We start from the raw sequence: 23,007 nt of genomic DNA, 5'->3' as shown, positions 1-23,007 counted from the left end.
TTAAAATAAAAAGTTAGCTGATAGGTATTTCTATCAGAAACTCAATACGTAGCAGGCTATGATTGCTGTGGGTCGCACTACAGCAGGAGCGGCTTCTGGAGAGACCGCGGATTTTCCGCGGCGCCGAAGGGTTCACAATCTCAGGCAAAAGGACAGAAGAGTACCGAATATGTATTTGTCATGCTGTTGATTGTCAGCGGCGCAGATATAATTTGATATTCTTATGACCATGAGATTGGAGGGCATCCAATCTCTTTTTTTATTGGCTTTTTTTGCTCGTCGTTCACTAGAGAGGTAAGGAGGAGTCAGATGTGGAGCAGCGAGAGCTAAAGAGGGACTTATCGAATCGGCACGTGCAGCTGATCGCCATTGGCGGCACGATCGGCACCGGATTGTTTTTAGGGTCCGGTAAGGCGATTCAGCTGGCGGGTCCTTCTATCATCTTTGCGTATTTTATTGTAGGTATTGCGCTTTTTTTCGTCATGCGGGCGCTGGGAGAACTGCTGTTATCTAAAGCGGGCTACCAATCATTAACGGATATTGCCGAGGCGTACTTAGGGCCGCGTGCAGCGTTTGTCACCGGCTGGACCTACTGGTTTTGCTGGATTATGACGGCTATGGCGGATGTGATCGCCGTCGGTGTGTATGTGAAATATTGGTTTGATATTCCGCAGTGGATTCCTGCACTTATCTGTTTGCTCATTTTATTAGGGCTTAATCTGTTAACGGTTAAGATTTTTGGAGAATTGGAGTTTTGGTTCGCCTTGATTAAGGTAGTCACGATTCTCGCGTTAATTGTCATCGGGGTGGTTCTGCTGGTGATTGGGTTCAAAACGCATACCGGAACGGTTTCAGCGGCGAATCTGTGGGAGCACGGCGGCTTGTTTCCGAACGGATTTTCAGGCTTTTTGCTTTCGTTCCAGATGGTGATCTTCGCCTATGTCGGTGTGGAATTAGTGGGTGTGTCGGCGGCGGAAACGTCAAATCCGAAAAAAAATATTCCGTCCGCTATCAATAAAATTCCGTTACGGATTTTATTTTTCTACGTCGGGGCATTGCTCATTCTTTTATGTATTAACCCGTGGATGCAGCTGAATGCAGCGGAAAGTCCTTTTGTGAAGACCTTCAGTCTGGTCGGCATCCCGTTAGCCGCGGGAATCATTAATTTTGTCGTATTAACCTCTGCCGCTTCTGCTTGTAACAGCGGGATGTTTTCAACAAGCCGGATTTTGTATAACTTAAGCAAAACGAAACAGGCGCCTGCAAGTTTTGCGAAGCTGAATAAAAATCATGTGCCGAGCCGCGCATTATGGATATCGGTTATTGTGCTGTCAGCTGGCGCTCTTTTAAGCAAATTGATACCGGAAGCGGCCTTTGGCATCGTGACAACCATCAGTGCGATTTGTTTCATTTGGGTGTGGGGCGTGATTCTTGTCTGTCATATCAGATACAGGAAAACCCGTCCGGACTTACACGCAAGCTCGTCTTTCAAGGCGCCGTTTGCGCCGTTTATCAATCACGCTGTGCTGGCGCTGTTTGCCGTCATTCTGGTGATTATGCTGTTTGCGGATGCGACGCGCCCGGCTTTGCTGCTGACGCCCCTGTGGTTTGTTGGATTATTTCTTATCTATCGGGCGAGAGGGAGAAAGACAGATTGAATGGCTTCAGACGGTGTACTGCCATGCAGTACGCCGTTTTTTGTTTTGATTGGAAAGCGAGAATATTTGTTAGAATTCAGGCTATAATGATTGTATAATTTAAAAAAAGTGTATAATTTTAAATCAAGCGAGGTGATGATATGAAGTATGAGAAGTTATCTAAGCTTTTTTATAAAATGGATGCTGATTCATATGAGAAAGAATGTAAAAAGAGAACAAGCAGCTATGGCAGTTATTCAACATCATTAAACATACGGGGGTTCCGAAAAGGCCGACCCACGGACGATTCATTTGAGCTATTTTATGTGAATACACATAAACTCATGAAGCTGAATAATGAAGTGTTGTTAAACAGTTCCAAAATTTCATCCCTTATCAGTCAGCTCCCCGAATTTGCCGTCAAACCGTATTTTGATAAATTAATTATTAATGAAGCCCAGAGTAATAATGAAATTGAAGGAATCCGCAGTACAAAAAAAGAATTGAAAGAGGCTCTTAAAGCGTTAGAACAATCCGAGCCCTCACATAAGCGGTTTGTCGGATTGATGAAAACTTATCAATTTATAGACCGAATTCCCTCGTTTACAAGCATTCATGACTTTAGGGAATTATATGACGAGCTGGTCGCAGATGAAATCGGAGCAGAAGACGCACCGGATGGTGAGCTATTCAGAAAAGGCTATGTTGAAGTGAACGATGGGAACATGACCACCCATATCGGCGTTAATTCTGAACAGAAGATAACAGAAGCGCTTGAGGCTTTAATTGCTTATCTTCATGATGAAACACATCCCCAGCTGTATCGTTACATGACAGCTCATTACTACTACGAATACATTCATCCTTTTTATGACGGCAATGGAAGAACAGGACGCCTTATCGTTGGGAGTTATTTGTCCCGATACTTAGAAAAATATTCAGCCATCACTTTTTCTTACGCAGTTAATAAGAACAAAGATAAGTATTACAAGGCATTAGAGGAAATTCCCGCACCTTTAAACCGGGGAGAGCTGACTTTTTATTTAATGGATATGCTGGAATTGCTTCTGTCAGGACAAAAAGGAATTATTGAGGATCTTGAATTTAATTTAATGAAACTGAAACGAATTAGGAACTATATTGATAGCGATCAATGGGCTGATTATAAAGATGAACGTGATATTTTTAATATCATTATCACGATTAATGTATTTGTAAATGATCAAGTTACGTTGTCGGTGCAAGATTTAATGGAGCTCTCAAATAAATCGAGACATAAAATTAACAGAGTAATGGATTATTTAGAACAGCAAGGATTTGTTGAGCTGGTAAGCAGAAGGCCAAAATCTTATAAAATCAGCGAGGATTGTTTAGAGGAAATACTGCCTTCTTAATTAGTATATTTAAAAAAGCCGCCATTCATATGGCGGCTTTTTACATTAATTCCGGATCAAATAATCAAATGCGCCTAAAGCGGCAGTTGCACCTGATCCCATAGAGATAATGATTTGGTTGTACGGGCCGTCTGTGCAGTCCCCTGCGGCAAATAGGCCGGGAACGCTTGTCGCGCCGCTCTTATCGACGATGATTTCGCCGATGCGGTTGCGTTCGACAGTTTCGTCTAACCATTCTGTATTAGGCACGAGACCGATTTGGACGAATACCCCTTGGAGTTCAACGTGTTTTTCTTCGCCTGTTTCACGGTCAACGAACGTAATGCCGTTTACATTTTGGTCGCCTGTGATTTCTTTCGTTTGTGCATTTTTGTGCACAGTGACGTTTGGCAGGCTGTAAAGACGTTTTTGCAGGACTTCGTCTGCTTTCAGTTCAGGCGCGAATTCCAGCACAGTCACGTGATTGACGATACCTGCAAGGTCAATCGCCGCTTCGATTCCGGAGTTTCCGCCGCCGATAACCGCTACGTCTTTGCCTTCAAACAATGGTCCGTCACAGTGCGGGCAGTAAGCGACACCTTTGTTTTTGAACTCTTGCTCACCAGGTACGTTGACATTGCGCCAGCGGGCACCTGTTGAAAGGATCACTGTTTTACTTTTCAGTACAGCGCCGTTTTCAAGTTCAAGTTCGAAGAGGTCTTTTTTCTCAAGGCGTTTCGCACGCTGAAGGTTCATGACGTCAATATCATAATCTTTCACGTGCTCTTCAAGGCTTGCGGCGAGCTTCGGTCCTTCAGTCGCTTTGACGCTGATGAAGTTTTCGATGCTCATGGTGTCGAGTACCTGGCCGCCGAAGCGTTCAGCGACGACACCGGTGCGGATGCCTTTACGCGCCGTGTAGATCGCCGCGCTTGCGCCGGCAGGTCCGCCGCCGACAACAAGAACGTCAAACGGCTCTTTGTCGGCAAACTCAGACGCATCTGCGCCGCTGCCCATTTTCGCGAGAATCTCTTCGATGGTCATACGGCCGCTTCCGAAAGATTCACCGTTTAAGAAAACAGTCGGAACAGCCATGATGTTTTTGCTTTCTACTTCTTCTTTGAATGCCGCGCCGTCAATCATTGTATGAGTGATATTCGGGTTGAGCACGCTCATCATGTTTAATGCTTGGACGACATCAGGGCAGTTGTGGCACGTCAGGCTGATATAAGACTCGAAGCGGTATTCTCCGCTGATGTTCTTAATCTGGTCAATGACCTTTTGATCAGCCTTAGGCGCTCTGCCGCTGACTTGAAGCAATGCCAGCACTAATGATGTAAATTCGTGGCCGAGAGGAACACCGGCGAATGTAACGCCTGTGTCTTCTCCGGTACGATTAACGCTGAAGCTCGGTGTTCTGTTTAATTCAGTTTTTTCAACTGAAATTTTAGATGACATGGAAGCCAGCTCGTCAACGAGAGCCAGCATGTCCTTAGAAGTGTCATCGTCACCGGCGCTTACTTTGAGAACAATGTCGTTCTCAATTAGCTGCATGTATTGATTTAATTGTGCTTTGATATTTGCATCAAGTACCAATGGAATGCACTCCTTAGATTTTACCTACCAAATCAAGGCTAGGTGTAAGTGTTTCGCCGCCTTCTTCCCATTTAGCCGGGCAGACTTCACCTGGGTTTTGACGAACATATTGAGCTGCTTTTACTTTGTTTACAAGGTTGCTTGCGTCACGGCCGATACCGCCTGCATTGATTTCAACTGTTTGGATGACGCCATCAGGATCGATGATGAATGTTCCGCGGTCAGCAAGACCAGTTTCTTCGTCAAGAACGTCGAAGTTGCGGGAGATCGTTTGAGATGGGTCACCGATCATTGCATAAGTGATTTTACCGATTTTTTCAGAGCTGTCATGCCAGCCTTTGTGTACGAAGTGAGTATCTGTAGAAACAGAGTATACTTCAACACCTAATTCTTTCAGTGCAGCGTATTGTCCTTGAAGATCTTCAAGTTCAGTCGGGCAAACGAAAGAGAAATCCGCTGGGTAGAAGCAGAAAACGCTCCATTGACCTTTCAAATCTTCGTTTGTTACATCGATGAATTCACCGTTTTTGAAAGCTTTTGCTTCGAATGGCAGTACTTCTTTTCCGATTAAAGACATAATATCTTCCTCCTGAAATGTGATTTGAAATATATTAAAAAGACAAAGCATTCACTTTATCTTTCAATAATAATTCTAATTATATATAGATTATTAAATAACATTTATTTTTTGTCAAGCTATATGGGGTATTATTTTCTGCTTTTTTTGCTTTAGACGTTCAAAAACACCTGGTAAAGCGGTTTGGCGCTGTTTGTCCTGTTTAGCGCCGGGCGAAAGGGGGATTCTCAATTGGTGAATTGAAACAGTAGGAATCAACCCTTCTATATGGCAGTATAAACCAAAGGGGGTATGATCATGCAAATAAATAACATTACTTTGTACAGTTGTGCGTTGGAGGAGGTGAAACACTTCTATGAACGGGTGTTAGGTTTTCCTTTAATTGATGAGTCCGGTGATTCGTTTACCATCAAGGCGGGAGAAAGTGAGTTGGAATTCAGGCGCGCCGATTCTCACTCTCATCCCACGTATCATTTCGCGTTTAACATTCCGAATAATCGTTTTGATGAGGCGAAGGCGTGGATAAAGGATAAAGTCGTTTTTCAAACGGAAGATGGGGAGGATGAGGTGTATTTCTCTCATATACAGGCGCGTTCTTTTTATTTCAAAGATCCGTCCAACAATCTGGCGGAATTCATCGCGAGAGAAACATCGCCGGCAAGCGCGGAACGTTTTTCGATTGAGTCTGTTCTGAATATCGGTGAGGTGAATCTGACGGCTGCCGAGGTCGTATCAACCGGGAGGGAGCTGCAGCGTTTCGGCATTCCGGTGAGAAAGCATGCGCCCCTTAGGGAAGACGGGTTTCATTTTATGGGTGATTACAATGATGGGGCGTTTTTGCTTTTAGGGCCGAGCTGCCGCCGCTGGATTTTTTCTGATCAGCATGCGGAGTTCCATCCGCTGTCTGTCATTGTGAACGGGACGATCCGTATTGAGGCTGACGGAAAGGGCGGCATTGACATCAGGCGGGCACAGCCGTCATAAAAAAGCCCGGGCTCAAAAGGCCCGGACTTGAGGTCATTATTTATAGACAACACGGGTGCTGCACATGATGTCGTGCAGCGTTTTTTTCTCTCCGAAGGCGCCCATGATGAATCCGATATAAAGAATGAGCTTAGATATGATATATGCGAAAGCGCGTCCGAAGGCCTGGCCGATGGAAATCCGTCCGCCATCTTCATTGACGACCTTAAGGCCGAGCAATGCTTTTCCCAGGGTCCCCTGCATCTTTGAGGCCGTGAGTAGGCTGAAATATAAGATACTGATCACAAAAGAGCTCACAAGAATCGGGATGACGCCGAACACCAGAAAAGAGATGTTAAACTGATTTTCGGTCATGAAGGGGTCAGCCGCAGCAACGCCTGCCGCAAATAAAAAAGAGACCATAAATTGAATGATAAAAATCGGAATTCCTATGATGATTTGATCAATGACGTAAGCCAGAAACCGAATCCAAAATCCTGCCGGTCTTTCCATGTATCTTTTTCTCTCCCTTGCTTTAATCTGGAATATTATACGTAATCATTCCGGATTTTGCAACGGAGCTTAAGCTTCTGCGAGCAGCCTCTTTCCCCATGCCAAGCGTCCCATGATCAGTCCGAAAGCCAGAAGGGCAAACATGATGCCGCACCACATCAGCTGATGGATTCCCAAATGTGAAATAAACCAGCCGCCCGCCGCCGTTCCGATGGTGATGCCGAGGTTGGAAAAAGAGACAAACAGGCTGTTGCCGAATTCGGGGGCCTCCTTTGCTTCCGCAGTAAGCCATGTCTGGCTGACAATGAGACCGCCGGAATGAACGGCGCCCCATATAAAGACGAGGACGGCCATCGGCGCGAAAGACGTCCCAAACCCGTATATGAGCAAGTAGGCGGCTGTATAAAGAAGCGGAAACAGGATGACGGTCTTTTTCATATTTTTATATAACAAAGCACCGAAGACGAAATTCCCGGCTATCATAATCACCCCGAAACTCATCAGCATGAAGCTGACCCATGTGCCGTTCATATGGGACATCCGCCCGAGGTACTCCGCAAAATAGCTGTAGACAGAAAACATGGCCGCAAAGAGACAGGTGACGGCAGCGATATTGAGCCACAAAGCCGGTTTGCGAAGGATGCCGAGCTGGCTTCTGAAAGACATTTTTTCTGTGACCGGCATGGATGGCAAAAAGAGAAGAATGCCCGTGAACGCGATGATACTGATGATAGCGCCGAATAAGAAGGCGGCTTCAAGGGAGAGACGATCCGCCAGATAAGACGTGAAAGGCACGCCGAACGCAAAGCCGGCGGTGATGCCTGAAAAGACTTTCGTTACGGCTTTTCCGGATTGGCCGGCGGGGACAAGCCGGGCCGCGGCCGCAAGCGCTACAGAAAAGAACACCGGGTGGCATAAAGCCGGAATGATCCGAAACGCCAGCATGAGACTGAAATGCGTCGTATACGCGTAAACCGCATTTGAAACGGCAAACATCAGCACCGCCAAAAGCAGAATGTATTTCCGGTTTATACCTGAAGCAAGCAAGGTCAAAAACGGTCCCGACACAGCAACGATGAACGCGAAAATACTGACAAGCCACCCCGCTTTTGAAGCAGAAATATGAAATCTGTCCGCCACTTGCGGAAGAACGCCGATAATGCCCATTTCGGTCGTGATAATTCCGAAAACCCCTAATGCCAAAAACAGAATGAAGATGGAACTGCTTTTTTTCATTGTTATGTATGCCTCCTTTTATAACTACATATACAGAAAAATAGATATGTTATAGCAAAAAAAGCCCTCCTTTCATGGTTATAGCTGGTGCTGAACATAGTCAGCAAAGGCTTTAATTTGTTTTTCATTCCTTCTGTAATAGGTCCATTTTCCGATTCGTTCGGATTCCAGCAGGCCGGCTTTTTGCATGGTCAGCAGGTAGCTGGAGATGACGGACTGCGCAAGCCCCGACTTTGCCTGAATATCACCGACGCAAATTCCGGTGCGGAAACTGAGTCCCTGATCAAGATAAGGTCTTTCATCAAAATGGTCCTCCGGGTGTTTAAGCCACGTCATAATATCACTTCGTGTTTTGTTAGATAGCGCTTTATGAATCAATATTGGTTCCATAACGTTTATTATATCTATTTTTCTGGATTTGTAAATTCGTTTTTAACAAAACATTCTCAAATTAAGTAAAAATCGTGCTAAAATATAACATATTATCAGATTACCGGTAAAAAAGCCGGGTTATTGTCAGGAGGATATTCACATGAACCAAAAGAAAAAAGGTGCGGTTGCGGTGACCTTGCTTTCCGCTCTGCTGTTTTGTTTATTGCCGGTCCTCGTCTCGCTTTCTCCGCTTGCGGAAACGGGGCCGAACGCGAATCGTTTTAATTCCGCGGGCATGTGGGCCGCCGTCGGCCAGATCCTTGTGATATATGCGGTCCCGCTCATTTTGTATATTCTCGGTATTCGTGTCATGAAAATCATCATGGCCGTTTTTTGCGGAATCGGACTTATCATTTGCGCGGCTGTCTTGTTGGTGGCGTTATTGACCGCAATTTCCTTAGGGCAGGAGCTGTCTCTTTATTACGGCCTTTTCATTTGGTCAGGCGCGGCTTTTATCGTCAATGTGGTGTGGTATATTGCCGCGTTTCGACCATCCCCGAAGCATCAGCAGGCTATGTGACATTTGTTCTATAAATCTACCGAAAATACAAATATTTCATAGGTTAATTATGGTATGATCAAAGTGGTATAGCAGCTTTTAATAGAAACGGGAGGAACTGACATTGAAAAAAAAGACAGCTTCATTGCGAGTGAAAACATTGGCGGCCGGCGCTGCGGTTGCTGCGGCTTTATCTGTGGGAGCGGTTACTGATCTGCCGGGGGCAAAATGGCTGCATCCGGCGGCTGCTCAAGCCGCGGAAACGGTATTTAAACAAAATCATGCGGCATCCGGTTTCTTGGCGGGACGGTATGACGCGCAGGCGATGTCTCCGACGATGTTCAACTGGTCAAGAGAAAGCCGGTTTACAAGCACTGCCGATGGCGCATTAAAATGGGAAAAGAATGTTCCGGCCAATCCTCAAAACGGTGCGGGAGCCGCGGTTGACGGAGACGGCACCGTATTTATTCAATCAAAAGACGGGAAGCTGACGGCGTATCATCCGGACGGTACTGTGAAATGGGTGTCGGAAAACCTCGGGACGACCTATACGCTGACTCCGGTGCTCGGAACAAACGGTGTCATTTATCTTCCTTCTCACGATAAAAAACTATATTTCATCGACAAAGAAACCGGAAACATTTTAACATCGGTTCCGCTGAGCGGAGCGCCTAGTTCCGATGCGGCTATCGGCTCTGACGGCACGCTGTATGTGTCGACGCTGGATAACTATATCTATGCGATTAAACCGACGTCGCCTTCGACATGGACGCAAAAGTGGAAGTTTAAAACAAACGGCGTGGTCGGCTCCGCTCCCGTGTTAGCGTCAAACGGCACGCTGTATACGGCAACGTACAATAATATCTTTTACGCGATCAATTCCGGAACGGGCCAAGTGAAATGGTCAAAAACGACGTCCAACGGGTTTAAAGGATATCCGGTTATTGATAGAGACGGCACCGTTTACGCCGGAAACCAGGACGGCAACTTATACGCCTATACATCAACGGGTGCTGTAAAGTGGACGTTCCCGTTAAACGGTTTCTCCAGCTCTTCATTAGCGATCGACCATAACGGCAATGTGTATATCGGTTCCGGAAGCGGCGAGCTGTTTTCCATCAGCAAAACCGGCAATATGAACTGGTCTTTCTATACGGACGGGCCTGTGAGAACGGCGCCGCTGATTGATGCGGACGGCAATGTGTACTTCGGTTCTGACGATAAAAATGTTTATGCGGTTGACGCTGACGGTAATGAAAAATGGCGCTATCAAACAGACAGCAATGTCATTTCCTCCCCGGTTCTGGCTGAAGACGGCACGCTTTATGTCGGCACTTATACGAAACTGCTCGCATTCGGGGCAAAATAATATAAAAAAAGAATCCGCGTCATCTGCGCGGATTCTTTTTTATTTAGAGGCTTGAATAAATACCCCTTTTTCATGAGAGAATTCTTTAAAGCCGTACACACCGTGATATGAACCGATCCCGCTCGTATTGACACCGCCGAACGGAAGGTTGACGTCAGTGAAATGAACGACGACATCATTGACAGAAGCATTGCCGGACGTCGTATGCTGCAGCACATAATCGATCAGCTCCTGATTATGGCTGAATACATACAAGGCAAGCGGCTTGTCCCGTTCAGTGATGTAATCAACGGCTTCACTGATATCTTCGTAATTCATAATCGGCAGAATCGGTGCGAAGATTTCTTCCTGCATGATCTTCATATCAGGCGTGACGTTTGTCAGCACGGTCGGAGAAATCGTGCGGTCATGCGCATCGAATACGCCGCCGAACGCCGTTTTTGCCCCTTTTTCAATGGCATCATCATACAGGGCTTTGACACGGTTAAAGTTGCGGTCGTTGACAATCTGCGTGAATTTGTTGCGGTCAACCGTATGATCATCCTCCATAAAACCTGCATTGACAATGGTTTGCAGGAGATCTGTAAAGGTGCTCTGCACTTCTTTCTTCATAAGGAGATAGTCAGGTGCGATACATGTTTGCCCCGCATTGACAAATTTGCCGACGGCGATTTTTTTCGCCGCGTCCATCAAATCATAGCCGCTGTCGATGATCGTAGGGCTTTTTCCGCCAAGCTCAAGCGTGACGGACGACAAGTGCTTCGCGGCTGCCGTCATGACGATTTTACCGACATTCGTGCTTCCGGTGAAGAAAATGTGGTCAAACGGCTGGTCGAGCAGTTCTGTGGCGACATCGACCTCACCTTCAAAAATGGCGACTTCTTCTTCGTGAAATGCCTCGCGAATAACTGTCGCGGCGATATGGCTCGTCTCCATCGTAAAATCAGACAGCTTCACAATCGCGCTGTTGCCGGCCGCAATGGCAGCCGCAAGCGGGGCCATCGTCAGCATAAACGGATAATTCCATGGGCCGAGAATTAAGGTGACGCCTTTTGGCTCGTACATTAATACGCCGTCAGCGTCCGGGCTGACGGATGAGCCGACGCGTTTCGGCGCCATCCAGGTGTCGAGATTGTTCATATTATCTTTAATCGCCTTGATCGTTCCCTGCGTTTCCGCTCTTTTCACCTCATGATAAGGCTTGCGGACGTCCCGTCTGATCGTCTCGATGATTTCTTCTTCATGTGCGGTGACGGCATCTAAAAAGCGCTGAAGCTTTTCTCTGCGCTGCCCGGCTGTTGAAGCACGCAGCGTTTTTTGATTTTTTTTCTGAAGCTCAAAGACGCGTTTGATGTCTGCTTTTATATGCTGATCCATCGGTCTTCCTCCTCTGGTTGCTTTTTTGTTTCTTCAGGGCCTATTATAATGTGATGTGTTTTTGCGGCAAAGACAGCGTAAACACATCTATACGTTACCGTACAAATTGCGGTGATCTGTCTAATGAAAGGAGTGTCTCTTATGCCGGATTCTGTGACAACTGACATCAAACAAGCGCTTTTGGCCATGCTTGGAGAGCGGGATATCCGCCGTGTGACCATGAAGGACATCGCCGAACGGTCGCATGTGAGCCGGGGGACACTGTACCTTTATTACGAGGATAAATATGCGATTTTAGAGGATATAGAGGAAGAAATGAAAGACGGACTGAGCGAAGCGCTGTATGATTCGCTGAAGAATAAAGATGTGCTTCATTTACATGGCGGATGGCAAAAAGTGCATCCGACCCTGTCTTTTGTTGACCGGCATCGGGATTTTTTTCAAACGATGATGGACCGTCATAAAATGCCGTATTTTCACTTTCATGCTTTTTTAAAAGATGTGTTCCGGCATGATGTGCTGCTGTCACCGGTCAATGCGGATTTCTCACCGACTGAACAGGATATGTACATTCATTACCGCGCGTTATATACGTATGCCATTGTGTTGTACTGGCTGAATGAGGAGCCCGGGGCATCCCCGGAAGAAATCAGCGGACAGGTGTGGGATTTGATTTCTCAAAAACGGTTTTACTGGCTGTTTGGCCGCCGGGTGCCGGAACAAGAAGAAAAAAAGCCCGCCGACCGCCGGGTGACCCGAACGAGGCAGGCCTTGCAAGAAGCCATGATCAGCTTAATGGCGGAAAAAAAAGAGTACGCGGCGATTACGATTTCCGATATTGCCCGTCAAAGCAACCTCCGCCGTGCCACTTTTTATGACCATTACGCCAACAAAGAAGCATTGCTGAAAACGATCATCCATCAATCATGCCGGGATCTGATCAATTTATTGACGGTAAAAGGAGAGCCTGCCGATTGCTCCATGGAAGAAGCGGAATCCGCGCTCGTCCGTCTCTTTTCGGCACTGTCGGACGGCATGCCGCTCGTTCATTTTCTGAGAGAGGGTTCGGGAGTGCCTGACGTCATCCCGGAAATGTTCAGAGCGCTGCAATCGTTTTATCTTCATCAGCCCCTGCACATTCAGGCGGGCAAAAAGCTCTATGCATACTATGTCGCGTCCATGCTCGTCGGTTTGATTCAATATCGTCTTCATGAAGGAAAAGACCACGCGCCGGACATGCTGGCCCGGGAGTTTCTGCAGTTTTTGGATGTAAAGAAGTATCGTGTGATTTTGCTGTGAGGATGATGAAAAAGAACTCAGCCGAAAACAGGCGGGGTTCTTTTTTGCTGTTTTCTTCGAGAAGTGCCGCTATGAAGTGCCCGGCTTTGTCCCTTAAAAAAGATACCTTCCATATGCCGCCTGATCAGCATTCTGCCGCCAAACATGACAAATGTCATATTCGGGGCGTGATGGCTGCTACTACAAAAGCGTCTGGCGCCCCGTTATACTTGGGATCATAATGAAAAAGAAGGGACATGACATTTATGATCAATCATGCCGCAACTCAAAAACAAGCGTCTTTAAAAAAGCAGGTTGCCGCATTTTCCGGCGCCGATACAAAGCATAGTGTCATTCAGCTTTTCAACACGTTTGTGCCGTTCTTTGCCCTTTGGTTTCTTGCTTACTTCAGCCTTGATGTCTCCTATCTTCTGACCCTCGCCTTTACTGTTATAGCAGCGGGATTTTTGACAAGAATCTTTATTATTTTCCACGACTGCTGCCACCAATCCTTTTTCAAACAAAAGAAGCTGAACCGGCTGTTCGGGTTTATTTCAGGTGTGCTGACACTGTTTCCGTTCCTTCAATGGCAGCGCAGCCACTCCATTCATCATGCGACAAGCAGCAACTTAGATAAACGGGGCACCGGCGATATTTGGATGATGACCGTCAAGGAATACAACGAAGCCTCAGCCTGGACAAAAGTACGCTACAGACTTTATCGCAATCCGTTTATTATGTTTATTCTCGGCCCGATTTACGTATTTCTGATTAAAAACCGTTTCAATGTAAAAGGCGCCCGCCGCAAGGAGCGCTGGAACACCTATTTCACGAACGCGGCGATTGTCTTATTAGCTGCTGCGACGTGCCTGCTTTTCGGCTGGGAAAACTTTTTGCTTGTTCAGGGTCCGATTTTCCTTATTTCGGGGTCAATCGGCGTCTGGCTCTTTTATGTTCAGCACACGTTTGAGGATTCTTATTTTGAAGCAGATGAGCATTGGGATTATGTGCAGGCCGCAGTAGAAGGAAGCTCCTTTTACAAGCTTCCGAAGCTTTTGCAATGGCTGACGGGCAATATCGGCTACCATCATGTCCACCACTTAAGCCCGAAAGTGCCGAACTACAAGCTGGAAGCCGCTCATGAGGGGCACGAGCCTTTAAAAAACGTACCGACCATTACGCTTAAAACAAGTCTTGAATCCATGAAATTCCGTTTGTGGGATGAGGACGAAAAGCAATTTGTCACCTTTCGGGAGGCGCGGAAAAAACCGGCGTCCCATCCGGTGTCGAAGGAACCTTTAAAGAAAAATGCCTGATATGGCGCGCGGCTCTTTCTCTTATCAGAAAGAGCCTTCTCTTCATGCGTGAGGATGCAATGAAGGCGGTGTTTTGATAAAGTGATGGTAGACACAAGCAGCAGAAGGTGGAACAAAGATGAAGAAGTATTTTAAATTTCAAAAACTGAACGGGATTTCTCCTTATATATGGATGATTTTTTTCATCTTGCCTTTTTATTTTATTTTTAAAAGCTCTTCTACCTTTGTCATCGTGGCCGGCATCATCTTCACACTTGTTTTCTTTGGCGCATACCGCTTCGCGTTTGTTGCAAAAGGCTGGCCGCTTTACTTATGGGCGCTTCTTCTGATCGGCATTTCGACCGGCTCAGCCATGCTGTTCAGTTATATTTATTTCGCCTTCTTTATCGCCTACTTCATCGGCCATATCCGAGACAAAGTTCCATTTTACATCTTGTATTACATTCATATCATCAGTGCGGCGGTTGCCGTCAACTTCAGCCTTGTTCTGAAAAAAGAGTGGTTTTTGACACAAATACCGTTTATCGTCATTACACTGATCAGTGCCATCCTGCTCCCGCTCAGCATTCGAAGCAGAAAGGCACGGGAGCGCCTTGAAGAGAAATTAGAATATGCAAATGAGCGAATCGCTGATCTTGTGAAGCTGGAAGAAAGGCAGCGCATCGCCCGGGACCTTCACGATACACTTGGACAAAAGCTCTCCTTAATCGGACTGAAAAGCGACCTCGCCCGAAAGCTGATTTACAAGGACCCCGAACAGGCCCGCACTGAGCTGAAAAGCGTGCAGCAGACGGCCCGCACCTCCTTAAATGAGGTCAGAAAAATCGTCTCATCGATGAAAGGCATCCGATTGAAGGATGAGCTCGGCAATGTTCGGCAAATTCTTGAAGCGGCAGGAATTGAATTTGTGTATGAAGAAAAAGAAGCGCCAAAACATATCTCTCTGCTGAACGAAAACATCGTCAGCATGTGCATAAAAGAAGCCGTCACCAATGTCGTGAAACACAGCGGCGCCAAAGTATGCCGCATCACCATTCAGCAGCTTTGGAAAGAGGTTGTCATTACGGTGGAAGATGACGGCAGCTTTCAATGCAAAGAAGACCGCTTTTTTTCAAAGGGGCACGGCCTGCTTGGAATGAGGGAACGTCTTGAATTCGCAAACGGCAGTTTAGCCATCGATACAGCCGCCGGAACAAAGCTGACCATGAGAATCCCGAATGATTCAAAATCAAAAGAAAAGGATGGTAGCAGATGATCAACATCTTCATTGCCGAGGATCAGCAAATGCTGCTCGGCGCACTCGGTTCACTGTTGAATTTAGAAGAGGATATGACGGTTGTCGGCCAAGGCACAAGCGGCCAGGATGCCATCGATTTCGTGGGAAAACATGCGCCCGACATCTGTCTGATGGATATCGAAATGCCCGGGAAATCAGGTCTTGAAGCGGCAGAAGAGCTCAAGGACAGCGGTGTGAAAATCATCATTTTGACGACCTTTGCCCGCTCCGGCTATTTTCAGCGGGCGCTAAAAGCAGGCGTCAGCGGGTACATGCTCAAGGACAGCCCGAGCGATGAGCTCGTCAGCGCCATCCGCAGCGTCATGAAAGGAAGACGCGTCTACGCACCTGAATTAATGGAGGACATCTATAGTGAAGAAAACCCGCTGACCGAACGGGAAAAAGAGGTGCTCGAGCTTGTGGCAGACGGAAAAAACACGAAAGAAATCGCAAACGCTCTCAGCATCAAAAGCGGCACAGTCCGCAATTACGTTTCGATGATCCTGGATAAATTAGAAGTGAAAAATCGAATTGAAGCCATTACCCGATCAAAGGAAAAGGGCTGGTTTAAGTAACCCGCCCTCAGCTTGTTCAGCCAGTGTTTTTGCACTGGCTTGTTTCTTTTTCACCGTCACTCCGTCTCTTCCTTCCACTTCTTATCAATCAGCATTTTTCCCGGCCAAGTGTATGCCATGATGCCGCCGTCTGCGGTGATGTCTTCTCCCGTGACGTAAGAGCTGTCGTCTGAAGCGAGGAAGAGCGCGACGGCTGCCATTTCTTCCGGTTTTCCGAGCCGGCCGAGCGGCGTGATCCATTTGTTGGCTTCACGGAACGCTTCGCCCATTTCGTCTTCTGTCGTGCCTGCCAATTTATCAATGAGCGGCGTTTCAATCGTCCCCGGCGATAAGGAATTGACGCGGATTCCGCTTCTGGCGTAATCAATGGCCATCGCTCTCGTCAGGTTCGTGATTCCGCCTTTTGCGGCGTTATAGCCGGAGCGGTCAAGGTCTGCGGCCCGGCCGGACATGGAGGAGGTGTTGATGATGGAGCCTCCTTTTTCGAGCATGAGCGGAATCAGGTATTTGCTGCACAGAAATGTGCCGCGCAGATCGACGGCGATGATCCGGTCAAACAGGTCGACCGGGTATTCATGGACTTTTCCGCCCTCTTGGTCAACACCGGCATTGTTAAACAGAATATCAATTGCTCCGTACTTTTGCTGAATGCTGTCCGCAAAAGACTTTACGTTTTCTTCGTCTGATACATCAAGGTGAAAGGCTTCTGCTTCTCCGCCGTTTTTTCTGATGGCGCTGACGGTTTCGTTCAGTTCGCTTTCATTGATGTCACCGCAGATCACGCGGGCGCCTTCATCGGCGAAAACCCGTGCCGTCGCTTGTCCGATGCCTGTCGCGGCCCCTGTGATGATTGCGGTTTTGTCTGTTAATCTTCCCATATTGCGATTCCTCCTTTTTTATATCTGTTCCCGCTGAATAGGGGGATAAACATATGGAGGTCTATTTCTAAATACCTATTAAATATGTTAATATTATGTATATATATCATTGGGAGGTTTACATATTTTGAAGATACAGCATAAGAAGGAGATAGCGTTTTATTGTTATGCCATTGTTCCTATGGGATTTGTGATTTACACCGTTATCTCTATTCTATTTCAGGACATCACATTTCCTCTCACTGTAAGAAATGTTCTGCATGAGTCTTTGCGAAATTTAGGTTCTCTTATCTTATTTAGTTTGTTTTTCTACCCGTCATACATATGGATGAAGAAGGAATTCGGCCGCCGGAAAGAAGCAGAGGGGAGAGGATGATCAACATTCTCTCTTTTTTATTAATAAAATGGGTGAAATGAATCCATTAACATGTTAAATTTACAATATATGCATCTGCTAATCCTAGTTGACAATTGTCACTGTATATGATAAATAGATGCTGAAAAGATTTTACATAACATCAAAGCATAATTAAAGGAGAGATCTGAAGTGCGGAAAAAAAAGTTTAAAGCAGAATCCAAGCGATTGCTGGACATGATGATTAACTCCATTTACACGCAGAAGGAAATTTTTCTCCGCGAGTTAATTTCCAACGCGAGCGATGCGATTGACAAAATCTATTACAAGGCGTTAACCGATGATTCATTAACGTTTGATCAAGACAATTACTACATAAAAGTGACGGCGGACAAAGAAGCGAGAACGCTCACCGTCACAGATACCGGTATCGGGATGACAAAAGACGAGCTTGAACAGCATCTCGGCACGATTGCGAAAAGCGGTTCACTCGCTTTCAAGCAAGAAAATGACTCGAAAGACGGCCATGACATTATCGGCCAGTTCGGCGTCGGATTTTATGCGGCGTTTATGGTGGCTGATAAAGTCACGGTGAAAAGTAAGGCGCTCGGCAGTGACGAGGCGTATGTATGGGAGTCGGAAGGGGCTGCCGGCTACACGATTGCGCCGTGTGACAAGGAAACCGTCGGTACGGAAATCACCTTGAAAATAAAAGAAAACACAGAAGATGAAAGCTATGATGAGTTTTTAGAAAACTACCGCATCAAAGCGATCGTGAAAAAGTACTCTGATTTTATCCGCTACCCGATCAAAATGGAAGAGACGGTCAACAAGCCGAAAGAGGGCAGCGAGAACGAATTTGAAGAAGTTCAGGAAGAACAGACGGTCAACAGCATGGTGCCGATCTGGAGAAAAAACAAAAGCGAGCTGACGGATGAGGATTACGAGGCTTTTTACGCCGAGAAGCATTACGGTTTTGATAAACCGCTGACCCATGTGCATATCAGCGTCGATGGAGCGGTGCGCTACAATTCGATTTTGTTTATTCCGGAAAACATGCCGTTTGACTATTATACGAAGGAATTCGAAAAAGGTTTGGAGCTGTATTCCAACGGCGTGCTGATCATGAACAAATGCGCCGACCTGCTTCCGGACCATTTCAGCTTTGTAAAAGGCATGGTGGATTCTGAGGATCTGTCGCTGAACATTTCCAGAGAGATGCTGCAGCACGACCGCCAGCTGAAGCTGATTGCGAAAAACATCAATAAAAAAATCAAAGCCGAGCTGAAGAGCCTGCTGAAGAACAAAAGGGAAAAATACGAATCTTTCTATGAATCTTTCGGCAGACAGCTGAAATTCGGCGTCTATAATGATTTCGGCGCGAATAAAGACGTATTAAAAGATCTGCTTCTCTTCTATTCATCTAAGGAGAAAAAGCTCGTCACTCTGGACGAATATGTGTCCAGAATGCCTGAGGATCAAAAATATATCTATTACGCGTCCGGCGATTCATATGAGCGGATTGAAAAGCTGCCGCAAACTGAAATGGTGGCGGACAAAGGCTACGAGATTTTATATTTTACGGAAGATATTGATGAATTCGCGATCAAAATGCTGACAAGCTATGAGGAAAAAGAGTTCAAATCCGTATCCAGCGCCGACTTAGGCATCGACAGTGACGAAGATGAAAAGCAGACTGAAGCCGAAGAGAACGAATATAAAAACCTGTTCGAAAGCATGAAAGAGATTCTTGCGGATAAAGTAAAGAACGTCAGAGCATCGAAACGTTTAAAATCCCATCCGGTATGCTTTGCGACAGACGGCGAAGTGACGATCGAAATGGAGAAAGTGTTAAACGCCATGCCTGACAGCCAGCAGGTCAAAGCGGAAAAAGTGCTTGAAATCAACCCGAATCACGAAGTGTTTGAGACGTTAAAGAACGCGCACGGACAAGATCGGGAAAAGCTGGAATTATACACAAACCTGCTGTACAATCAGGCGCTTCTGATTGAAGGGCTGCCGATCCATGATCCGGTCGAGTTTACGAATGACATCTGCAAAGTTATGGTATGACGCCAAAAAGGAATCGCCCGGCGGGGGCGATTCCTTTTTTTATTACAATGTGCGCTGTTTAAGAATTTGATTTTGTTTGCTGCGCTTCTTTAAGGAGAACCGTTTTTTCAAGTGCGTTTCGATTTCTTCTAAACTTCTGCCCTTCGTTTCAGGAACGATGTAAGCGGCGAAGAAGAAGGATGAGAGGCAAATGACTGAGAATATTCCGAATACCCAGCCGATGCCCATGGCGCTCAGCATAAGCGGGAATACCAGTGAAACGATCAGGTTGGTTGCCGACAGAATCAATGTCGTAAATCCGGTTGCGGCTCCGCGTGCGTTTGACGGGAACAGCTCCGGCATCAGAACCCATACGACGGGACCCCATGTCGCCTGGTAGAAAACGATATAGATGCCGAGAAACAGCACGGTCAGCCAAGCCGTTGAAGCTGACAGGCCGGCCAGAAGGAGAATGGCTGATAGTGACGCCAGGCTCAAGGTAATGCCGACACTTCCCCACATCAGCAGTTTTTTCCGGCCGATCCGGTCAATTAAGATCATGGCGGTGATACACATGATGACGTTTAAGACACCGATGCCCATCGTGCCGAGAACGGACGCCGAAGTGCCGAGTCCGGCCTTTGTAAAGATGGTCGGCGCATAGTAAATCACCGTGTTGATACCGACCGCCTGCTGGAAGATGGCGAGGCCGATCCCGATCAGCAGCATAGGGCGTATCCATTTGGCTTTCAGCAAGCCGAGTGTAGATTCTTTTTTCTCGGCTTCACCTTGTTTCATTTCCGCCAATTCAACGGCGATATCCTCTTTGTCGTGAGTCATTTCCATGACTTGTCTGGCTTCCTTCTCACGGCCGCGTTTGACGAGCCATCTCGGAGATTCCGGCATAAACGCGATTCCGATTAATAAAAGCGCCGCCGGTACTGCGGCGAGACCGACCATCCAGCGCCAAGCTTCAAACGGGGTGAATATGTAATTCACAATATATGCGAGTAAAATTCCGGTTACAATCATTAAGTTATTCAATGTGCCGAGCGTTCCGCGTATTTTTGTCGGCGCCATCTCAGATAGATAAACGGGAACCAGCGCCGTTGAGCCGCCGACGGCTAACCCGAGTATGACACGGGAGATAATCAGCATAGTGACGGTTTGCGAAGCCGCACAGGCAAGCGCGCCGATAATAAAAATGAGTGAAAGGACGAAAACCACTTTTCTCCGGCCCCATCGGTCAGAGCATGTCCCGCTTAAGGCGGACCCGAAAATCGCACCGAGCAGCAGCATGCTGACGACCAATCCTTCGGTCAGCGTGTTTAAAGGAATATCATTGTTAATAAATAACAAAGCCCCTGAAATCACACCGGTGTCATAGCCGTAAAGCAGCCCGCCTAATGCTCCGAAAAAGTAAATCAGGTATTTTTTGGTGTTTTTCTTCACAGATGATCCTCCTCATCTTTTGGAACGCATAATAGTTTATTTAGATAACTATTTCATTCCCCGAAGAGAAAAAAATAAACATAAAAAACACGCCCCTTTTAAAAGGCGTGTTTTTTTTCTTTCTTAGGAAAACAGCTTGTCGATAAATGCGATTTCTTCAGCAGATAGCGTAATGGAGGCTGCTTTCATGTTGTCTTTTAATTGATCCGCGCGTTTGGCGCCCGGAATCAGGATATCGATTTCAGGTCTCGCCAAGTACCAGGCCAGCACGATATGCGCCGTATCGGCATTGTGCTTTTCGGCAATCGGTTTGAGTTGGTTGACTTTTTTGATGTTTTCTTTAAACTGCTCCCCTTGGAAATGCGCCTGGTCATTGCGCAGGTCGCCTTCAGGGAAGGTTGTGTTCTCGTCGTATTTGCCGGCCAGCAGTCCGGATACGAGCGGGAAGTACGGAATGAATGAGATGCCGTGTTCTGTCGTATAAGGGAAGAAAGTCTTTTCCGCCTCACGGTTCAGCAGGTTGTATTCTCCTTGAATCACGTCGACTAAGCCGTCTTTATTGGCTTCTTTCAGCTGCTCCAAAGAGAAATTGGATACGCCGATTGAACGGATTTTTCCTTCTTTTTTCAGCTCATTCAACGCTTGAACGGCTTCGTCCTTCGGCGTGTGCTCATCCGGGAAATGGATGTAGAATAAATCGATGTAATCAGTCTGCAGGCGTTTCAGGCTGTCTTCGACCGATTGTTTCAAAAAGGCCGGTGAGTTGTCGAAAACAAAGTCATCGCCTTCTTTTCTGTGAGCGGCTTTTGTGGCGATGAAGACATCCTCGCGGTTAAAGTCTTTCAGCACCTCGCCGATTAATTCTTCAGAACGGCCCACACCGTAAATATAGGCGGTATCTAACATGGTAACGCCGCTTTTAATCGCTTCCCGGACCAATTCTTTTCCTGTTTCTTCATTCAGATTCGGATAGAGATTGTGTCCGCCGACCGCATTTGTTCCCAAACCGATCGGAAATACCTTTAGGTCAGTTTTGCCGATTGTTACTTTGCTCATATTTTCGCCCCCTGAAAAAATTGGATATCATAGCGACTGCCGGAAAAATACGGCAGCGTTCTCTATTAACTATAACGCTATGCCAAGTGAATGTCGATTTGATGCTCTTGGCAATACTTCGTATATTCCTCATCGAGCTGCTGAGAAGTGACAATGCTGTGAAGCCGGTCGAAAGGCGCGTATGTCAAAAGCGTGGATTTGCCGAATTTGGAATGATCCGCGAGCAGATACACTTCGTTCGCCTTTTCGGAAATTCTCTTTTTCACCTCGTATTCCAGTAAGTCGGAATTCGTCAGGCCGTGGGTGATCGTTGTCCCGGTAGCTGACATGAACGCCTTGTTAATGTTGTATTTATTGAGTGTGCTCGGATCATCAATGCCGACAAACGACCTTGTCTTCCGTTTGTAGTTATTGCCGATGGTGATCAGGTCGATATTTTTCATGGATGAAGCCGCGTTAATAATATCAAGGCTGTTCGTCAAAACCGTTACATTCTTATCGGGATCAAGCGTCTCCAGCATCGATTTGGTCGTCGTGCCGGAATCAATAAACACAAGATCGTGATCCTCGATAAATCGTGACGCATAGCGGGCGATTTTGATTTTTTCATCCTGATGTTGAATGGTGCGATTTTCAAAAGGGACGAGCACAGATTTTTCGGCTGACGTCACGCCGCCGTACACCTTTTTGATAACCCCTTTTTCCGCAAGCTTATTAATATCGCGTCTGACCGTGTTTTTAGAGACGTTGAATACCTCGCACAGCTCATCCAGCGAAGTGGCTCCGTGTTTGAGAATGTATTCTTCCATCTCCTGAATCCGCATCAGTTTCATAAAAAAACTCCTTCTAGAATTCTTAAAGTAATTAAAATATATAATAAACACCAGAAGTTAATCAATAGTTACTTAACAAATGATAAAAAAGAGGGTTCACACCGTACGATTCGACACGGTTCTCCAAGTTCCTGTTTTCCCGATCAAAAAAAGTATGATAAAAATAATGAAAAAATTTTGATTTTTTAGATTGACTTGAAGATGTGTTGGGCTTACAATGTAACCAATAAATGACCAAAATATAACCTGTAAAATCAAAAGTTAAAGATGTAATCGTTTGCTTTTATCCGGCACATGACCAACTTTTATATGGAAATATTGGGAGTCACCATCATTTTAGCATTTGTAAGCGTTTAATTCATGT

At 46.3% G+C, this 23,007-nt stretch carries 21 protein-coding genes and 1 riboswitch; of the genes, 11 read left to right on the top strand and 10 right to left on the bottom strand.

Translation table 11 applies throughout. The features are described 5' to 3' along the window. The first annotated feature begins 85 nt into the window (after positions 1-85). Positions 86-166, top strand: a riboswitch (glycine riboswitch). Between the two features lie 145 nt (positions 167-311). After that, complete coding sequence (locus tag HWY38_RS04755; protein WP_224181369.1) at positions 312-1,658, top strand: amino acid permease; 1,347 nt, start codon at positions 312-314, stop codon at positions 1,656-1,658. 140 nt (positions 1,659-1,798) lie between these two features. Continuing rightward, positions 1,799-3,031, top strand: coding sequence for a Fic family protein (locus HWY38_RS04750; protein ID WP_032875482.1), 1,233 nt, complete (start codon positions 1,799-1,801; stop codon positions 3,029-3,031). A gap of 45 nt (positions 3,032-3,076) precedes the next feature. Here the strand turns inward: HWY38_RS04750 and ahpF are convergent, their stop codons facing one another. Continuing rightward, positions 3,077-4,606 (bottom strand): alkyl hydroperoxide reductase subunit F, encoded by a 1,530-nt coding sequence (gene ahpF / locus HWY38_RS04745; RefSeq protein WP_007614902.1) that lies wholly within the window; start codon positions 4,604-4,606, stop codon positions 3,077-3,079. A 13-nt stretch (positions 4,607-4,619) separates the two neighbouring features. Further along, positions 4,620-5,183: an alkyl hydroperoxide reductase subunit C gene (gene ahpC, locus HWY38_RS04740; RefSeq protein WP_004393188.1), complete on the bottom strand. Its 564-nt coding sequence runs from the start codon at positions 5,181-5,183 to the stop codon at positions 4,620-4,622. 297 nt (positions 5,184-5,480) lie between these two features. Between ahpC and HWY38_RS04735 the strand changes: the two genes are divergently transcribed. Next, complete coding sequence (locus HWY38_RS04735) at positions 5,481-6,167, top strand: VOC family protein (RefSeq protein ID WP_224181368.1); 687 nt, start codon at positions 5,481-5,483, stop codon at positions 6,165-6,167. Positions 6,168-6,203: 36 nt separating this feature from the next. Here the strand turns inward: HWY38_RS04735 and HWY38_RS04730 are convergent, their stop codons facing one another. The 3 genes from HWY38_RS04730 to HWY38_RS04720 form a co-directional block, all read right to left on the bottom strand. Then, a complete protein-coding gene (locus HWY38_RS04730; RefSeq protein WP_004393190.1) occupies positions 6,204-6,659 on the bottom strand; it encodes an RDD family protein in 456 nt (151 codons plus the stop codon). 69 nt (positions 6,660-6,728) lie between these two features. Continuing rightward, positions 6,729-7,895 carry an MFS transporter gene (locus tag HWY38_RS04725; protein WP_224181367.1) on the bottom strand — a complete coding sequence of 389 codons (1,167 nt, stop codon included), beginning with the start codon at positions 7,893-7,895 and terminating at the stop codon, positions 6,729-6,731. Between the two features lie 78 nt (positions 7,896-7,973). Continuing rightward, the gene (locus HWY38_RS04720) at positions 7,974-8,285 is read right to left on the bottom strand and encodes an ArsR/SmtB family transcription factor (protein WP_007407855.1); all 312 of its coding nucleotides are present in this window, start codon (positions 8,283-8,285) and stop codon (positions 7,974-7,976) included. Positions 8,286-8,427: 142 nt separating this feature from the next. Between HWY38_RS04720 and HWY38_RS04715 the strand changes: the two genes are divergently transcribed. Together HWY38_RS04715 and HWY38_RS04710 are read left to right on the top strand one after the other, a co-directional pair. Continuing rightward, a complete protein-coding gene (locus HWY38_RS04715; protein ID WP_224181366.1) occupies positions 8,428-8,847 on the top strand; it encodes a DUF5391 family protein in 420 nt (139 codons plus the stop codon). A 103-nt stretch (positions 8,848-8,950) separates the two neighbouring features. Beyond that, positions 8,951-10,195: a PQQ-binding-like beta-propeller repeat protein gene (locus HWY38_RS04710; RefSeq protein ID WP_224181365.1), complete on the top strand. Its 1,245-nt coding sequence runs from the start codon at positions 8,951-8,953 to the stop codon at positions 10,193-10,195. Between the two features lie 39 nt (positions 10,196-10,234). Here the strand turns inward: HWY38_RS04710 and HWY38_RS04705 are convergent, their stop codons facing one another. Continuing rightward, positions 10,235-11,572, bottom strand: coding sequence for an aldehyde dehydrogenase family protein (locus HWY38_RS04705; protein WP_224181364.1), 1,338 nt, complete (start codon positions 11,570-11,572; stop codon positions 10,235-10,237). Positions 11,573-11,713: 141 nt separating this feature from the next. Here HWY38_RS04705 and HWY38_RS04700 point away from each other — a divergent pair, with 141 nt between their 5' ends. The 4 genes from HWY38_RS04700 (at position 11,714) to HWY38_RS04685 (ending at position 16,017) form a co-directional block, all read left to right on the top strand. Continuing rightward, positions 11,714-12,871, top strand: coding sequence for a TetR/AcrR family transcriptional regulator (locus tag HWY38_RS04700; protein WP_224181363.1), 1,158 nt, complete (start codon positions 11,714-11,716; stop codon positions 12,869-12,871). 245 nt (positions 12,872-13,116) lie between these two features. Further along, positions 13,117-14,166 carry a fatty acid desaturase gene (locus HWY38_RS04695; protein WP_224181422.1) on the top strand — a complete coding sequence of 350 codons (1,050 nt, stop codon included), beginning with the start codon at positions 13,117-13,119 and terminating at the stop codon, positions 14,164-14,166. Between the two features lie 118 nt (positions 14,167-14,284). Next, entirely contained in the window at positions 14,285-15,421 is a 1,137-nt protein-coding gene (locus HWY38_RS04690) for a sensor histidine kinase (RefSeq protein WP_038460478.1), read from the top strand. Next, positions 15,418-16,017, top strand: coding sequence for a response regulator transcription factor (locus tag HWY38_RS04685; RefSeq protein WP_032875505.1), 600 nt, complete (start codon positions 15,418-15,420; stop codon positions 16,015-16,017). Before HWY38_RS04690 ends, HWY38_RS04685 begins: the two co-directional genes overlap by 4 nt. A 56-nt stretch (positions 16,018-16,073) precedes the next feature. On the opposite strand, the gene HWY38_RS04680 is transcribed toward HWY38_RS04685, so the two are convergent. Further along, on the bottom strand, positions 16,074-16,895 hold the full coding sequence (locus tag HWY38_RS04680) for an SDR family oxidoreductase (protein WP_032875507.1): 822 nt from the start codon (positions 16,893-16,895) through the stop codon (positions 16,074-16,076). 127 nt (positions 16,896-17,022) lie between these two features. On the opposite strand from HWY38_RS04680, the gene HWY38_RS04675 reads away from it, so the two are divergent. Both HWY38_RS04675 and htpG read left to right on the top strand, forming a co-directional pair. Further along, the gene (locus HWY38_RS04675; RefSeq protein ID WP_021494665.1) at positions 17,023-17,271 is read left to right on the top strand and encodes a hypothetical protein; all 249 of its coding nucleotides are present in this window, start codon (positions 17,023-17,025) and stop codon (positions 17,269-17,271) included. Between the two features lie 171 nt (positions 17,272-17,442). After that, on the top strand, positions 17,443-19,323 hold the full coding sequence (gene htpG, locus HWY38_RS04670; protein ID WP_224181362.1) for a molecular chaperone HtpG: 1,881 nt from the start codon (positions 17,443-17,445) through the stop codon (positions 19,321-19,323). A gap of 42 nt (positions 19,324-19,365) precedes the next feature. On the opposite strand, the gene HWY38_RS04665 is transcribed toward htpG, so the two are convergent. The 3 genes from HWY38_RS04665 to HWY38_RS04655 form a co-directional block, all read right to left on the bottom strand. Next, entirely contained in the window at positions 19,366-20,754 is a 1,389-nt protein-coding gene (locus HWY38_RS04665; RefSeq protein ID WP_032869301.1) for a sugar porter family MFS transporter, read from the bottom strand. A gap of 123 nt (positions 20,755-20,877) precedes the next feature. Beyond that, positions 20,878-21,810, bottom strand: a complete 933-nt coding sequence (locus tag HWY38_RS04660; RefSeq protein ID WP_044802350.1) for an aldo/keto reductase — start codon at positions 21,808-21,810, stop codon at positions 20,878-20,880. 77 nt (positions 21,811-21,887) lie between these two features. Beyond that, positions 21,888-22,643: a DeoR/GlpR family DNA-binding transcription regulator gene (locus HWY38_RS04655; protein ID WP_038464473.1), complete on the bottom strand. Its 756-nt coding sequence runs from the start codon at positions 22,641-22,643 to the stop codon at positions 21,888-21,890. Positions 22,644-23,007: the final 364 nt, after the last annotated feature.

This window comes from Bacillus sp. KS1 (assembly GCF_020075515.1).
GTDB lineage: Bacteria > Bacillota > Bacilli > Bacillales > Bacillaceae > Bacillus > Bacillus velezensis.
This window is presented reverse-complemented; position numbering and strand designations above follow the sequence as displayed.

Excerpts from the sequence above, each read along its gene's own strand:
- HWY38_RS04720 (WP_007407855.1), bottom strand. The coding sequence starts at position 8,285 with ATGGAACCAATATTGATTCATAAAGCGCTATCTAACAAAACACGAAGT.
- HWY38_RS04705 (WP_224181364.1), bottom strand. The coding sequence starts at position 11,572 with ATGGATCAGCATATAAAAGCAGACATCAAACGCGTCTTTGAGCTTCAG.
- HWY38_RS04680 (WP_032875507.1), bottom strand. The coding sequence starts at position 16,895 with ATGGGAAGATTAACAGACAAAACCGCAATCATCACAGGGGCCGCGACA.
- HWY38_RS04700 (WP_224181363.1), top strand. The coding sequence starts at position 11,714 with ATGCCGGATTCTGTGACAACTGACATCAAACAAGCGCTTTTGGCCATG.
- HWY38_RS04715 (WP_224181366.1), top strand. The coding sequence starts at position 8,428 with ATGAACCAAAAGAAAAAAGGTGCGGTTGCGGTGACCTTGCTTTCCGCT.
- HWY38_RS04655 (WP_038464473.1), bottom strand. The coding sequence starts at position 22,643 with ATGAAACTGATGCGGATTCAGGAGATGGAAGAATACATTCTCAAACAC.
- HWY38_RS04690 (WP_038460478.1), top strand. The coding sequence starts at position 14,285 with ATGAAGAAGTATTTTAAATTTCAAAAACTGAACGGGATTTCTCCTTAT.
- HWY38_RS04735 (WP_224181368.1), top strand. The coding sequence starts at position 5,481 with ATGCAAATAAATAACATTACTTTGTACAGTTGTGCGTTGGAGGAGGTG.
- HWY38_RS04660 (WP_044802350.1), bottom strand. The coding sequence starts at position 21,810 with ATGAGCAAAGTAACAATCGGCAAAACTGACCTAAAGGTATTTCCGATC.
- HWY38_RS04730 (WP_004393190.1), bottom strand. The coding sequence starts at position 6,659 with ATGGAAAGACCGGCAGGATTTTGGATTCGGTTTCTGGCTTACGTCATT.
- HWY38_RS04750 (WP_032875482.1), top strand. The coding sequence starts at position 1,799 with ATGAAGTATGAGAAGTTATCTAAGCTTTTTTATAAAATGGATGCTGAT.
- ahpC (WP_004393188.1), bottom strand. The coding sequence starts at position 5,183 with ATGTCTTTAATCGGAAAAGAAGTACTGCCATTCGAAGCAAAAGCTTTC.
- HWY38_RS04695 (WP_224181422.1), top strand. The coding sequence starts at position 13,117 with ATGATCAATCATGCCGCAACTCAAAAACAAGCGTCTTTAAAAAAGCAG.
- HWY38_RS04725 (WP_224181367.1), bottom strand. The coding sequence starts at position 7,895 with ATGAAAAAAAGCAGTTCCATCTTCATTCTGTTTTTGGCATTAGGGGTT.
- HWY38_RS04685 (WP_032875505.1), top strand. The coding sequence starts at position 15,418 with ATGATCAACATCTTCATTGCCGAGGATCAGCAAATGCTGCTCGGCGCA.